At 72.1% G+C, this 12,524-nt stretch carries 16 protein-coding genes; 11 read left to right on the forward strand and 5 right to left on the reverse strand.

All coding sequences use genetic code 11. From position 1 onward, the window contains the following. From DDE18_RS21880 to DDE18_RS21900, 5 genes are all read left to right on the forward strand, one after another. A partial coding sequence (locus DDE18_RS21880) for a carboxyl transferase domain-containing protein (RefSeq protein WP_281258427.1) occupies positions 1 to 422 on the forward strand: 422 nt, incomplete at its 5' end. Then, positions 419 to 631, forward strand: a complete 213-nt coding sequence (locus DDE18_RS21885) for an acyl-CoA carboxylase epsilon subunit (RefSeq protein ID WP_116574553.1) — start codon at positions 419 to 421, stop codon at positions 629 to 631. The genes DDE18_RS21880 and DDE18_RS21885, both read left to right, overlap by 4 nt. Before the next feature lie 131 nt (positions 632 to 762). Continuing rightward, the gene (locus tag DDE18_RS21890; RefSeq protein WP_116574554.1) at positions 763 to 1,800 is read left to right on the forward strand and encodes a hypothetical protein; all 1,038 of its coding nucleotides are present in this window, start codon (positions 763 to 765) and stop codon (positions 1,798 to 1,800) included. Between the two features lie 18 nt (positions 1,801 to 1,818). Beyond that, positions 1,819 to 3,495, forward strand: coding sequence for a DUF885 domain-containing protein (locus DDE18_RS21895; protein WP_116574555.1), 1,677 nt, complete (start codon positions 1,819 to 1,821; stop codon positions 3,493 to 3,495). After that, positions 3,495 to 4,094, forward strand: coding sequence for a Maf family protein (locus DDE18_RS21900; RefSeq protein WP_116574556.1), 600 nt, complete (start codon positions 3,495 to 3,497; stop codon positions 4,092 to 4,094). Before DDE18_RS21895 ends, DDE18_RS21900 begins: the two co-directional genes overlap by 1 nt. 9 nt (positions 4,095 to 4,103) lie before the next feature. On the opposite strand, the gene DDE18_RS21905 is transcribed toward DDE18_RS21900, so the two are convergent. The 3 genes from DDE18_RS21905 to DDE18_RS21915 form a co-directional block, all read right to left on the reverse strand. Continuing rightward, the gene (locus tag DDE18_RS21905; protein WP_116574557.1) at positions 4,104 to 4,580 is read right to left on the reverse strand and encodes a GtrA family protein; all 477 of its coding nucleotides are present in this window, start codon (positions 4,578 to 4,580) and stop codon (positions 4,104 to 4,106) included. Positions 4,581 to 4,777: 197 nt separating this feature from the next. Further along, positions 4,778 to 5,272, reverse strand: coding sequence for a cupin domain-containing protein (locus tag DDE18_RS21910; RefSeq protein WP_116574558.1), 495 nt, complete (start codon positions 5,270 to 5,272; stop codon positions 4,778 to 4,780). Continuing rightward, complete coding sequence (locus DDE18_RS21915; RefSeq protein ID WP_116574559.1) at positions 5,269 to 5,709, reverse strand: hypothetical protein; 441 nt, start codon at positions 5,707 to 5,709, stop codon at positions 5,269 to 5,271. The genes DDE18_RS21910 and DDE18_RS21915 overlap by 4 nt, the downstream gene beginning before the upstream one ends. Before the next feature lie 126 nt (positions 5,710 to 5,835). On the opposite strand from DDE18_RS21915, the gene DDE18_RS23210 reads away from it, so the two are divergent. From DDE18_RS23210 to DDE18_RS21925, 3 genes are all read left to right on the forward strand, one after another. Then, positions 5,836 to 5,988 carry a hypothetical protein gene (locus DDE18_RS23210; protein ID WP_165821320.1) on the forward strand — a complete coding sequence of 51 codons (153 nt, stop codon included), beginning with the start codon at positions 5,836 to 5,838 and terminating at the stop codon, positions 5,986 to 5,988. A gap of 50 nt (positions 5,989 to 6,038) precedes the next feature. After that, positions 6,039 to 6,395 carry a hypothetical protein gene (locus DDE18_RS21920; protein ID WP_116574560.1) on the forward strand — a complete coding sequence of 119 codons (357 nt, stop codon included), beginning with the start codon at positions 6,039 to 6,041 and terminating at the stop codon, positions 6,393 to 6,395. A 67-nt stretch (positions 6,396 to 6,462) separates the two neighbouring features. After that, on the forward strand, positions 6,463 to 7,407 hold the full coding sequence (locus DDE18_RS21925; RefSeq protein WP_116574561.1) for a S1C family serine protease: 945 nt from the start codon (positions 6,463 to 6,465) through the stop codon (positions 7,405 to 7,407). 15 nt (positions 7,408 to 7,422) lie between these two features. On the opposite strand, the gene DDE18_RS21930 is transcribed toward DDE18_RS21925, so the two are convergent. Further along, the gene (locus DDE18_RS21930) at positions 7,423 to 7,689 is read right to left on the reverse strand and encodes a hypothetical protein (protein ID WP_116574562.1); all 267 of its coding nucleotides are present in this window, start codon (positions 7,687 to 7,689) and stop codon (positions 7,423 to 7,425) included. Positions 7,690 to 7,722: 33 nt separating this feature from the next. Further along, positions 7,723 to 8,688 (reverse strand): SMP-30/gluconolactonase/LRE family protein, encoded by a 966-nt coding sequence (locus tag DDE18_RS21935; RefSeq protein WP_133241311.1) that lies wholly within the window; start codon positions 8,686 to 8,688, stop codon positions 7,723 to 7,725. A gap of 191 nt (positions 8,689 to 8,879) precedes the next feature. On the opposite strand from DDE18_RS21935, the gene DDE18_RS21940 reads away from it, so the two are divergent. From DDE18_RS21940 to DDE18_RS21950, 3 genes are read left to right on the forward strand one after another with little or no spacing between them, the layout of a single operon-like run. Further along, positions 8,880 to 9,896 carry an iron ABC transporter substrate-binding protein gene (locus DDE18_RS21940; protein ID WP_245916938.1) on the forward strand — a complete coding sequence of 339 codons (1,017 nt, stop codon included), beginning with the start codon at positions 8,880 to 8,882 and terminating at the stop codon, positions 9,894 to 9,896. A 32-nt stretch (positions 9,897 to 9,928) separates the two neighbouring features. Further along, a complete protein-coding gene (locus tag DDE18_RS21945; RefSeq protein WP_116574564.1) occupies positions 9,929 to 11,422 on the forward strand; it encodes an ABC transporter permease in 1,494 nt (497 codons plus the stop codon). Then, on the forward strand, positions 11,419 to 12,489 hold the full coding sequence (locus tag DDE18_RS21950; protein WP_116574565.1) for an ABC transporter ATP-binding protein: 1,071 nt from the start codon (positions 11,419 to 11,421) through the stop codon (positions 12,487 to 12,489). The genes DDE18_RS21945 and DDE18_RS21950 overlap by 4 nt, the downstream gene beginning before the upstream one ends. The last annotated feature ends 35 nt before the right edge of the window (positions 12,490 to 12,524 follow it).

Below are 12,524 nucleotides of genomic sequence, written 5' to 3' on the forward strand. Positions count from 1 at the left end.
GCGGCGCCAAGCTGATCTACGCCTACGCCGAGGCCACCGTCCCGCTGATCACCGTGATCACCCGCAAGGCCTACGGCGGCGCCTACGACGTGATGGGCTCCAAGCACCTCGGCGCCGACATCAACCTCTCCTGGCCCACCGGCCAGATCGCGGTGATGGGCGCCCAGGGCGCGGTCAACATCCTCTACCGCAACGAGATCGCCGAGGCCGTCGAGGAGGGCCGCGAGGCCGAGCGCCGCGCCGAGCTGGTCCAGGAGTACGACGACACCCTGGCCAACCCCTACATCGCCGCCGAGCGCGGCTACATCGACGCCGTCATCGCCCCGCACGAGACCCGCCGGGAGATCGTCCGGTCGCTGCGGCTGCTGCGCTCCAAGCGCGAGACCCTGCCCCCCAAGAAGCACGGGAACATCCCGCTGTGACCGACGAGACCCCGCTGCTCCGGGTGATCACCCCCGACGCCACTCCCGAAGAGGTCGCGGCGCTCGTCGCCGTGTTCGCCGCCATGGGCTCGGGCTCCGCAGAGCCGCCACGACGTCGTACGGCGGAGTGGTCGGCGCACCACCGCAAGCTGCGCACCTCCCTCCCCCCCGGGCCGGGCGGCTGGCGGGCCAGCGGCCTGCCCCGCTGACAAGTCGGCCGACGACCCGGCAACCGGGTGGACCTGGCGTCTCCAGGTGACGCCAGGTCCACCCGATCGATTGCTCCACAGGCCGAGGGCCCGCCAGTTTGGGGCGTGTGCCGCAGCGGAATCTGACAGGCATGCCCCGCGCACCGCGTACTCCCAGCACGCTCGACGTCGCTGCGCTCGACCGCGTCCTGGCCGAGCAGGAGGGCGTGGTCTCCCGGAGACAGGTCCTCGACCTGTTGGGGCGCTCCTCCGACATCCGGCGTCGGCTTCGTCGCAGGGAGTGGGCCCTCATTCATCCGGGCGTCTACGTCAACCACACCGGACGGCCGACGTGGAAGCAGCGTTGCTGGGCGGCGGTGCTGCTCTACTCCCCCGCAACCCTCCACCGGGAGACCGCGCTCAGAGTGCACGGACTCACCCGGGACCGCAGCAGCGCCGCGGATGCGACGATCCACGTGATGGTGGAGGGCAGGAGGACACCGAGGCCGACCCCGGGCATCATCGTCGAGCGCGTCCGGGGCGCCGGCACGTGGACGATGACCAACCGATCTCCCCGCGTGGCGCGACTGGAGTTCGCCCTCCTGAAAGTGGCAGCCGATCGCGACGAGGCCGGCGCCGTCGCCCTCCTCAGTGACGCCTGCCAGCAGGGGCGCACCACGGCAGCACGCCTGGTCACCACGCTGGTGGGCCTCCCACGGCTGCCCGGCCGTGCCGCGCTGCTCGAGATCCTGAGTGACGTGGCCTCAGGTGCCCGGTCGGTGCTGGAGCGCCGATACCTGGTCGAGGTCGAGCGGGCGCACGGGCTGCCCGCGGGCGAGCGCCAGCTCCGGGCGGCCGGGGAGAAGGCGGTCTACCGGGATGTCCGCTACCCCGGGCAGCACACCATCGTGGAGCTCGACGGGGCTTTCGGTCACACCGACGCCGAGGACCGCTGGTGCGACCTCGACCGCGACCTCGCCGCGGTCCTCGGCGAGGAGCTCACCCTCAGGGTCGGCTGGGGCCAGGTGCTGGACCCGTGCCGCCTCGCAGCGCTGGTGGCCGTGATCCTCGAGAAGCGAGGGTGGCAGGGCTGCGCGACCCCGTGTGGTCCGGACTGCCCGGTGCCTGACCGGGTTGACCTGGTGTCTGAAGGTGACACCAACTCCACCCAGTCGCGGGAATCCGCTTAGCCCGTAGGGTCGAGTCTCGTGACTTCCGAACGCTCCGTCGACGCCCACTGCGATCGCTTTGTCGACGACTACTGCGCCCTCGACCCCCTGACCGCGACGTACATCGGCGTCACCGGCCACGACCACGAGCTGCCCGACCTCTCGCCCGACGGCTTCGCCGCCCGCGAGGACCTGGAGCGGCGAGCGCTGGCCGAGGTGACGGCGCTGACCGGGAGCGACCACCGCGAGCAGGTCGCGCGGGACGCCTTCCTCGAGCGGGTCGGCCTGTCGGTGGAGAGGGCCGAGGCGCGGATCGACCGCAGCGAGGTGTCGGTCATCAGCAGCGGGCTGCACGCGCTCCGCAGCGTGTTCGACCTGATGCCCACCGAGACCCCCGACGACTGGGAGAGCATCGGGCGCCGGCTCGCAGCGGTCCCGGAGACCCTCGAGGGCTACCGGGCCACGCTGGAGGAGGAAGCGGCCGCCGGCCGCGTCTCGGCGCGCAGGCAGTACGTCGAGGTCGCGGGCCAGGTCCGCGGGTGGACCGGCCAGGAGGGCGCAGCCGGCGACTACTTCGCCACCCTCGTCGCCCCGGCTCCCGAGCAGCTCCGGCAGCGGCTGGCCGACGCGGCGGCGGGCGCGTCCGCGGCGTACGCCGGGTTCGGGCGCTTCGTCGAGAGCGACCTCGCTCCCCGGGGCCGGCAGCAGGACGGCGTCGGCCGCGAGCACTACGCCCTCGCCTCGCGCTACTTCCTGGGCGCGACGGTCGACCTCGAGGAGACCTACCGATGGGGCTGGGAGGAGCTCAAGCGCATCGAGGACGACGCCGCTGCGACCGCGCAGCGGATCGTCCCCGGCGGCACCGTCGACGACGCCGTCAAGGCGCTCGACGCAGACCCAGCCCGTGACTGCGGCAGCCGGGAGGCGTTCCAGGCCTGGATGCAGGAGAAGTCCGACCGGATCCTCGCCGACTTCAACGGCGTCCACTTCGACATCGCCGAGCCGATCCGTCACCTCGCCTGCAAGGTCGCGCCGGTCAACGACGGCGGTGCCTGGTACACGCCTCCGTCCGAGGACCTGTCGCGTCCCGGCACCATGTGGTTCTCGTTCACCGACGACCACGAGGTCTTCTCCACGTGGCGGGAGACCACGACCGTCTTCCACGAGGGCGTCCCCGGCCACCACCTGCAGTGCGCGCAGGCCGTCCACCGCGCCGACCTGCTCAACCGCTGGCAGCGGCTGATGTGCTGGGTCAGCGGCCACGGGGAGGGCTGGGCGCTGTACGCCGAGCGGCTGATGGACGAGCTCGGCTACTTCGAGGACCCGGGCGACCGGCTCGGCTTCCTGGACATGCAGGGCTTCCGTGCGGCCCGCGTGATCGTGGACCTCGGCGTGCACCTGGGGCTCACGATCCCCGAGGACAACCCCTACGGCTGGCGGCCGGGCGAGGTGTGGGACGCCGCCAAGGTGCTCGAGTTCATGCTCGCGCACTCCCGAATGGACCCGGGATCGGTGCGCTTCGAGGTCAACCGCTACCTCGGCTGGCCGGGCCAGGCGCCGTCCTACAAGGTCGGCGAGCGGATCTGGCTCCAGGCCCGTGACGACGCGCGGGCCCGCCAGGGCGCGGCGTTCGACCTCAAGCGGTTCCACACCGACGCCCTCGACCTGGGCTCCCTCGGCCTCGACCCGCTGCGCGCCGCCCTGGGCAGGCTCTGATGCCGACCTTCGTGCTCGCGTCCGCCTCCCCGGCCCGACTGGCCACCCTGCGCAGCGCCGGCCTCGACCCGATCGTGGTCGTGAGCGGTGTCGACGAGTCGCAGCTCGACGGCCTCCCGCCGGCCGAGCTGGCCCTGCAGCTGGCCGAGCTCAAGTGCGCGGCCGTGGCCGCGCGGGACGACCTGCCTGCCGGTTCTCTGGTGCTCGGCTGCGACTCGGTGCTCGAGCTGGACGGAGAGGCGCTCGGCAAGCCCGAATCGCCCGACGACGCGGTCCGGCGGTGGCAGGCGATGCGCGGGCGCACCGGCGTCCTGCACACCGGCCACTGCCTCCGCGACACCGTCTCCGGACGTGTCGCCGCCGCGACGGCATCCACGAAGGTCCGGTTCGCCGACCTCGACGACGACGAGATCACGGCGTACGTCGCCACCGGCGAGCCGCTCCACGTGGCCGGCGCGTTCACGGTCGACGGCCTCGGGGGAGCATTCGTGACCGGGATCGAGGGCGACCACCACAACGTCGTGGGCGTCAGCCTGCCGCTGCTGCGTGAGCTGGTCGCCGAGCTCGGCCACCGCTGGACGGACCTCTGGGCTCGCTGAGCCGGGCCGTCAGTCCTCCGCGGGCTCCAGCAGCTCCTCGACCTCGGGCGCCCGGGGGAAGACGAACTGGTGGAAGAGCGCGAAGCGCGCGGCGTTGGCGAGCAGCAGGCCGACGACGTTGGCCGACAGGTTGTCGGAGATCGGGTCGTCGAGCCCGAGGACGTTGCGGCTGAGCCACAGGCAGGCGATCGGGATCAGCATCGTGGCGAAGTTGACCGACACGAAGGCCGTGACGCCGCCGTCGGCGTGGCGCGCCGCGCGGTCGCGGAACGCCCACAGCTTGGTGCCGCGGAAGCTGATCAGCATGCCGACACAGTTGGCCAGGAAGTAGGCCAGCTCCGGCTGGTCGTTCATCGGCGCCCAGCCGCCGGTGTTGAAGCCGTGGACCAGGAAGTTGAAGATCAGCAGGGCGACGATCGTCGCCAGCAGGCCGACGGCCAGGAATCGGCTCAGCTCCTCGGCAAAGCGTTGCCATCGTGCCCCCATGGTCGGAAGGCTAGCTGCGGCGCGTGAGCACCGCTTCGTATGCAGCGTTGTTTTGCACCACTCTCGGCACGGCCTCCGTACGCCACGGCCGGTGAGGTGGCCAATTTCGCGCCCGCCGGAAGTGGTAACTCGGAGGCGGTCCCGACCATCGACGTGCTTCCGAGTGACCACTTCGTGGACCTGTTGATCCGTCTCGCTCAGACCCAGTAGGTGTCGTGGCGGAGCATGAACGCCGCCCGCTCCTCGGGATCCATCGGCTCGCCCCGAGCCAGGGTCTCGAAGTACTCCTCCCGGGGAGCACCGGGCGAGAACATCAGCAGCATCTGGGCGAAGTCGCCGCCGCGGAAGCCATGGATGCCGCCCTCGGGCACGTAGACGAAGTCCCCGGGCCCGGCCTCGACCCAGGCCTTGCCGTCGAAGATGCGCACGCTGCCGGACAGCACGTAGAACTGCTCCGAGATCGCGCGGTGGAAGTGGGCGTCCGGGCCTGACTCGTCCGCGCCGAACGACCACCGGTAGAGACCGAACCGGCCCTCGGTCTGCTCGCCCGTCGCGAGGTATTCGCACGTGACGCCGCCGCGTGTCTGCGTGTCCGGTTGGCCGCCCGGGCGGTGCAGCCAGGCGGTCGCCTCACCTGTCTCCCCGTGGTAGCGGTCCTCCGGGTAGTGCCGGCCACGGACGAGGCTGCTCATGGGGACGACGCTGCCGGAGGCCGCCCGGGGCGGTCAAGGCGATTCCGGTGCCCGCGCACCCGGAGCCACGCGACGACGTGCGGCACGAAGGTCGCACCCAGTCCGACCAGGAGGTACGGCGCATCCGCGGAGACGAAGCCGGAGAGGCCGGCCGCCACGACCAGCGCCGGGCACGCCACGGCGGGCACCCGGAGCACGGCCTCGCGCCGGCTCTCCGGGGGACGCCAGCCTCGATGTGCGAAGCCGACGTGGAGCGCGGCCACCAGAGCCGCCACGCAGGTCAGGACGAGCAACACCTCCTCGACCCCGTAGTCCGGCTCGCCCGGCTGGCTCCCGAAGGTGACTGCGAGCCCCAGGCCGGACATGGCGACCACGAGCAGCATGACGCCGACGAAGAGGCTCCATACGGCGGTCGCGCGTGGGCGAGTGCTGCTCATCTCCACACCCGCAGCGAGCCGGCCATGTCCGGAGACTAACGAGGAATTTCTCCGCAACGTGTCGAAATCCGCCGACGTGCTTCGTGGTCTAGGTGAAGGCACCACGACCGGCAAGGAGGCACGACCATGTGGGACACCGTCCAGACCAGCAAGCTGCACCTCTCGCACGACCTGCCGTGCCCGCGCTGCGGGCACGCCGTGCACACCTACCTCGCGTGCAGCGACACGTGCGACTGCCTGCCGACCGTCATGCCGGGCACCATCGCGCTCGCCGCCTGATCAGCCGGAGAAACCTGAGCCACGCGAGCGAGAAGGCATACCGTGACTCCATGGCTCGGTACGACGTGAACCCGGCGGCCGTGGAGCAGGCGAAGCGGCTCATCGCCGGCCGGCAGTACGTCCTCGACAGCGACTGGGGAGAGGTGCAGCCGGACGCCGAGGCCGGCAACGCCTTCCTCGACCGGCACTCGTGGGAGGACTACGCCGCGTGGCACCTCGGCCTCACCGAGGGCGCTCACGACGGGACCAAGGCGCGCTACGCGTTCGTGTACGGCGACTTCCGCCGGGTGCACCGCAGCGGACTCATCGCCTGCGTCTACAGGGCGGCCCAGTGGCGACACAAGGTGGTCGAGCTCGCCGCCCACGACCTGCTGCAGGAGCTCGACCGCGCTGCGGGCATCGAGTGATCGAGCCGGCGCGTTCGCCGTGGGAGAACGGCGGAATCCGGCTGACCAGCCGGTCGTTGTCCAGGTGATGACCACAGACAGCCCCTCCGAGCACGACGCGCTGGACGCCTACTCCGCGATCGTCACCTCCGTCGCGGCGCAGCTGACGCCGCGCGTGGCCGCGCTGCGCATCCCGTCGCGCCGGGGCGAGTCGGCGGGCTCGGCAGTCGTCCTGACCGGCGAGGGACACCTGGTCACCAACGCCCACGTCGTCGGCGAGGCGGGCGGCGGCTCCGCCGAGTTCGCCGACGGCACCAGCGCCCGCTTCGAGGTCATCGGCCGCGACCCGCTCTCCGACCTGGCCGTGGTGCGCGCCGACCGGGACGTGCCGGGCCCACCCGAGTACGGCGACGCCGACTCGCTCCTCGTCGGCTCGCTGGTCGTCGCCGTCGGCAACCCTCTGGGCCTCGCCGGCACTGTCACCGCCGGCGTCGTGAGTGCCCTGGGCCGCAGCATGCCGGTGCGCACGCGCACCGCGGCGCGACTCATCGAGGACGTGGTGCAGACCGACGCCGCGCTCAACCCCGGCAACTCCGGCGGCGCGCTGGCCGACAGCCGGGGTCGCGTCGTGGGGATCAGCACGGCGGTGGCCGGCATCGGCCTCGGGCTGGCCGTCCCGATCAACGCCACCACTCACCGGATCATCCACACGCTCATGCACGACGGGCGCGTACGCCGCGCCTACCTCGGCCTCGTCAGCACACCGGCGCCCCTGACACCCGTGCAGGCGGAGCGCTTCGGCCAGCACCGGGGCCTGCGCGTCGTGGAGGTCGTCGAGGAGAGTCCGGCCCAGCACAGCGGGCTGCGCGCCGGCGACCTGGTGCTCGCCGTGGACGGCGTCCCGCTCGGCGACGCCCAGTCCCTGCAGAGGCGGCTCTTCTCCGAGGCGATCGGCGAGCGGATGGAGATCACCGTGCTGCGCAACGGCGCCCTGGTCGACGCGGTGGCCGTCCCGACGGAGCTGGTGGACTGAGCCGGTCGGCCGGGCTCACCCCGAGGAGCGGATCGGCCGCGGCTCGATGACGTCGCGCGCGATGTTCTGGTCCGCGGCGGGGTGCTCGACCAGGGCGAGGATCCGGCTCGCCATGAACCGGGCGGTGCGCACCGGCGTACCGCTCCGGGTCACCTCGGACACCGTGACGACGCCCCGGCCGGTCTCGATCTCCACCCTGCGCCCGTTGCGGCTCGCGACGATCTCGTAGGTGCGGACCTCGCCGCCCGCATCTATCACGATCTCCACGCGGTCACCGCGCATACCTTCACCGTACTCCGCGGCGACCGGCGGACGTCACGGCTTGATCTGCACCACGTCGAACCGCGTGCCGACAGGCGCCCCCTGCCCGAACGGCGGCGGGAAGCCCAGGTCGAACCGACCGTTCACGAGGGCAAGCCTGCGGCCGTGCCTGGCCACCGTGGTCGGGACCTTGAAGAGGTCCGACGTGATCACCTCGACGACCCGGCCACTGGTCAGGTCGGGCGAGAGCCTCACCTCGGCCACCGAGTTGGCGAAGTTCTGCACGACCCAGGCCGTGCGGCCCTCGAGCTGCAGCCCGTCGAGCGTGCCTGCGACCAGCTCAGGTCCGGTGAGGGGGATCGCCCTGGCCGCCCCGGTCACCGGGTCGACGAGCGCCAGCTCCCCGAGGTCGCTGTGGTTGACCAGGAGCCAGCCACGGTGCGTCGAGTCGATGCCGTTGAGCCCGAAGCCTCCGGCCGGGGCGCCCGGCCAGGTGACAGGGATGGCTTGCGTGGCACCGAACGAGCCGTCTGCCGAGACCGGGACCTTGTAGATCTTCAGGGCAAACGTGTCCGTGAAGTAGAACGCGTCACGGGTGACGGCGACGTCGTTGACGAGCGCGCTGCCCGGTGCGGCCAGCACGAGATCGGCCACGGTCGCCCCGCTCCTCGTGTCGTAGACCCAGGCGTGCCCGCTGGCACCGCCCGCCACGACCAGCCAGTCCCGGTCGCGGTCGACGCGCATGCCGACCGCCACCCGTCCGGTGACGTCGATGAAGCGAGCACCCGCGCCACTGCGGAGATCGCCGCGGTAGATGTCGCCGTCCCTCAGCGATCCCACGTAGAACGTGTTGCCGTCTCCGACGGCGATCCCCTCGGGCTGGAAGTCCACTGGGAGGGGGATCGACGACGGCCGGGGCGTGGCCGTGGCAGTCGAGACCACGAGCAAGGGGACGACGACCACCGCCAGGGCCTGGGCCATCCTGCGCGTGATGCCCGCAGTTCCGGAAATGCCTCCCATGACGACTCCTTCCGCCGGGCCTACTAGAAACGCTAGGCCTGGCGGTCAGCGAGGTCTGTATCCCATTTGGGGGCTCTTGCGACATCACACGGCTGGTGTGTGCCAGCGTGCGGGACGTGCGCGTCAGCCGACGAGTCCGCACTGACGATAAGGTGAGGCATACCTAAGCCTGTCGAGTGAGGACTCCCCCCGTGACTGCGTCCCTCGTACGCCGCGCCGCACTGGCCGCCGCGGCCGTGCTCGTCGCCCCCGCGATGGCGTCCTGCAGCCTGCTCAACCCCCCGGACCTGGTCGTCTACAACGCCCAGCACGAGGAGCTGATCACCGAGATCGTGCCGCTCTTCGAGGAGAAGACCGGCCTCGACGTCGAGCTGCGCAACGGCAAGGACCTCGAGATGGCCAACCAGATCGTGGCCGAGGGCGAGGAGTCCCCCGCGGACGTGTTCCTCACCGAGAACTCCCCCGCGATGAGCATCGTCGACAACGCCGGCCTCTTCGCGCCGGTCTCGGAGGAGGCGCTCGCGCCGATCCCCGAGCAATACGTCCCGTCGTCGAAGAACTGGACGGGCATCCTGGCCCGCTCGACCGTCGCGATGTACAACACCGACGCCCTCACCGCCGAGGACATGCCGGAGTCGATCCTCGACTTCGCCGACCCCGAGTGGAAGGGACGCGTCGGTTTCTCCCCCACGGGCGCCGACTTCCAGGCGATCGTGAGCGCCGTGCTCGCCACGGAGGGCGAGGAGGCCACCGCCGAGTGGCTGGCCGGCCTGAAGGAGAACGGCGTCGTCCTGCAGAACAACCTCGTCGTGCTGCAGAGCGTGAACGCCGGCGACGTCGACGCCGGCATCGCCTACCACTACTACTGGTACCGCGACCAGGCCGAGGCCGGCGAGAACTCCAGCAGCTCCGCGCTGCACTTCTTCGGCGACCAGGACCCGGGCGCCTTCCTCAGCGTCTCCGGTGCCGGCGTCCTCGCCAGCAGCGAGCACGCCGAGAACGCCCAGCAGTTCGTCGAGTTCCTCACCAGCACCGACGGCCAGCAGGCGATGGCCGACTCCTACGCGCTGGAATACCCCCTCAATCCCGAGGCGTCCCTCGGCGACGAGGTCAAGCCGTTCGACGAGCTCGAGCCGCCCGTCATCGACATCGCGACGCTCAACGGCCCCCAGGTGACCGAGCTGATGACCGAGGCCGGCCTCCTCTGACGAGCCGGACCACCCGCCGTACGCCGCCGCCCTTGCTGCTCGCGGGGGCGGCGGTCGCGTTGCTCGCCCTCGTCCCGCTCATCTTCATCGCGGTGTACGCCGTGCTGGTGGGGCCGGTGGAGGCTTGGCACCTGGTCGTGCGCCCCCGGATGGGCCAGCTGCTGTGGAACACCCTCAGCCTGGCCGGCGCCTGCATGGCGACGTGCGCGGCGCTCGGGGTCGCGCTCGCCTTCCTGGTCGAGCGGACCGACCTGCCGGCCCGGCGGCTCTGGCACGGGCTGCTCGTCGCGCCGCTGGCGGTGCCGGCGTTCGTGAATGGCTACGCCTGGGTGTCGCTGGACCGGTCGGTGCACGGCTTCGGCGGCGCGCTGCTCGTGATCACGCTGTCCTACTACCCGCTCGTCTACCTGCCCGCCGTCGCCGCCCTCCGCGGGCTCGACCCCGCGCTCGAGGAGGCGTCGTGGTCGCTCGGACACAGCCGGTGGCTGAGCTTCTGGCGGGTCGTCCTCCCCCAGCTGCGCCCGGCGCTGCTGGGCGGCGTGCTGCTGGTGGGGCTGCACCTGCTGGCGGAGTTCGGCGCCCTGCAGCTGCTGCGCTACCCGACGTTCACGACCGCGATCTACGACCAGTACGGCTCCACCTTCAACGGCCAGGCGGCCACGATGATGGCCGGCGTCCTCGTCTTCTTCTGCCTGCTCCTGCTGCTCGCCGAGCTGCGGCTGCGCGGCCGGCGCCACTACGCACGGGTCGGCCAGGGCGCGGCCCGCCGCGCGATCCCCGTGCGGCTGCGCGGCCTGCGCCTCCCGATGGTCGCCGTGCCCACGGCCATCGCCGCGCTGGCCGTCGGCGTCCCGACGTACGCCCTGGTCCACTGGCTGCTGGTGGGCGCCTCGACGGAGTTCCCGCTCGCCGAGCTCACCGAGGCCACCGCCTCGACCCTGGTGCTGGCCACCCTCGGCGCCGTCGCCACGACTCTTCTCGCGCTGCCCGTGGCGTGGCTGGCCGTGCGCTACCGCAGCCGTCTCACCACCGCGATCGAGCGGATCACCTACGTCCCCAACGCGCTGCCCGGCATCGTCGTCGGCCTCGCCCTGGTGATCGCGTCACTGCGGCTCGCCCCGGTCACCTACCAGACCGCGCTGCTGCTGGTGATCGCCTACGCGATCCTCTTCCTGCCCCGCGCCGTCGTCTCCGTCCGCGCCGGGCTCGAGCAGGCACCCGTCGTGCTCGAGCAGGTCGCACACAGCCTCGGCACCGGCTCGCTGGCCACCGCCCGCCGGGTCACCCTGCCGCTCATCGCCCCGAGCATCGGCGCCGGCGCGGCCCTGGTCTTCCTCGCCGTCGCGACCGAGCTCACGGCGACCCTGATGCTCTCGCCGATCGGCACCCGGACGCTCGCGACGCAGTTCTGGTCGGCGTCCTCCGACCTGAGGTACGGCGCCGCCGCGCCCTATGCCCTGCTGCTGGTCCTGATCTCCGTGCCGGCCACCGTGCTGTTGATGCGTCAGGAGAGACTGCAGCCATGAGCGCCCTCACCGTCACCGGCGTGACGAAGTCCTTCGGCGACACCGTCGCCGTGGACGACGTCACGCTGCACGTGCCGCACGGGTCGCTCACCGCCGTGCTGGGCCCCTCGGGCTGCGGCAAGACCACCCTGCTGCGCCTGGTCGCCGGCTTCCTCGACCCCGACGCGGGCACCATCGCCTTCGACGACCGGGTCGTCGCGGGCGAGGGCCGCCCGGCCACTCCCCAGCAGCGGCGGGTCGGCTACGTGCCCCAGGAGGGCGCGCTCTTCCCCCACCTCGACGTCGCCGCCAACATCGCGTTCGGCCTCCCCCGGGCCGAGCGTCGCTCCCCGGGCGCAGGATCGGACCGGGTCGACGAGATGCTCGACCTGGTCGAGCTGCCCCGCACGTTCCGCAGCCGCCAGCCGCACGAGCTCTCCGGCGGCCAGCAGCAGCGGGTGGCGCTCGCGCGTGCCCTCGCGCCGCGACCGAGCGTCGTACTGCTGGACGAGCCGTTCTCCTCCCTCGACGCCTCGCTGCGGGAGACCACCGGCCGCGCGGTCGCCCGGGCGCTCCGGGCCGCGCACGCCACCGGCCTGCTCGTCACCCACGACCAGGCCGAGGCCCTCTCTCTCTCCGACCAGGTCGCCGTCCTCCGCGCCGGCCGGCTGATCCAGGCGGGCTCCCCGGCGGACGTCTACCTCGCGCCCCACGACCCCGAGCTGGCCCGCTTCGTCGGCGGCGCCACCTCGCTGGCCGGGCGGTGCGACCGAGCGGGCGCGGACCCTGACCGTCGCCACGCAGACAGCGACCTCGGTCGGGTGTCCCTGACGCATCCCGCGCCGGCCGACGAGCTCGTGCTGGTGGTGCGGCCCGACCAGGTCCGGTTCGGTGAGAGCGGTGTCGCCGCGCGGGTGGACGAGGTCAGCTTCTACGGCCACGACGCCGCCGTCCGCCTCACCCTGACGGCTTCCGGCACCCCCCTCGTGGCGCGTGTCACAGGCCCGACCGCGCCCGCTGCGGGCGACGACGTGCTGGTCTCCGTGTACGGGCCCGTGCACGCCTATCCGGCACCTGACTGTGACTGAACCCTCAGCGGGAGCGGGCTTCCGGAGGGATACGC

The organism is Nocardioides gansuensis (genome assembly GCF_003076135.1).
Taxonomy (GTDB): domain Bacteria; phylum Actinomycetota; class Actinomycetes; order Propionibacteriales; family Nocardioidaceae; genus Nocardioides; species Nocardioides gansuensis.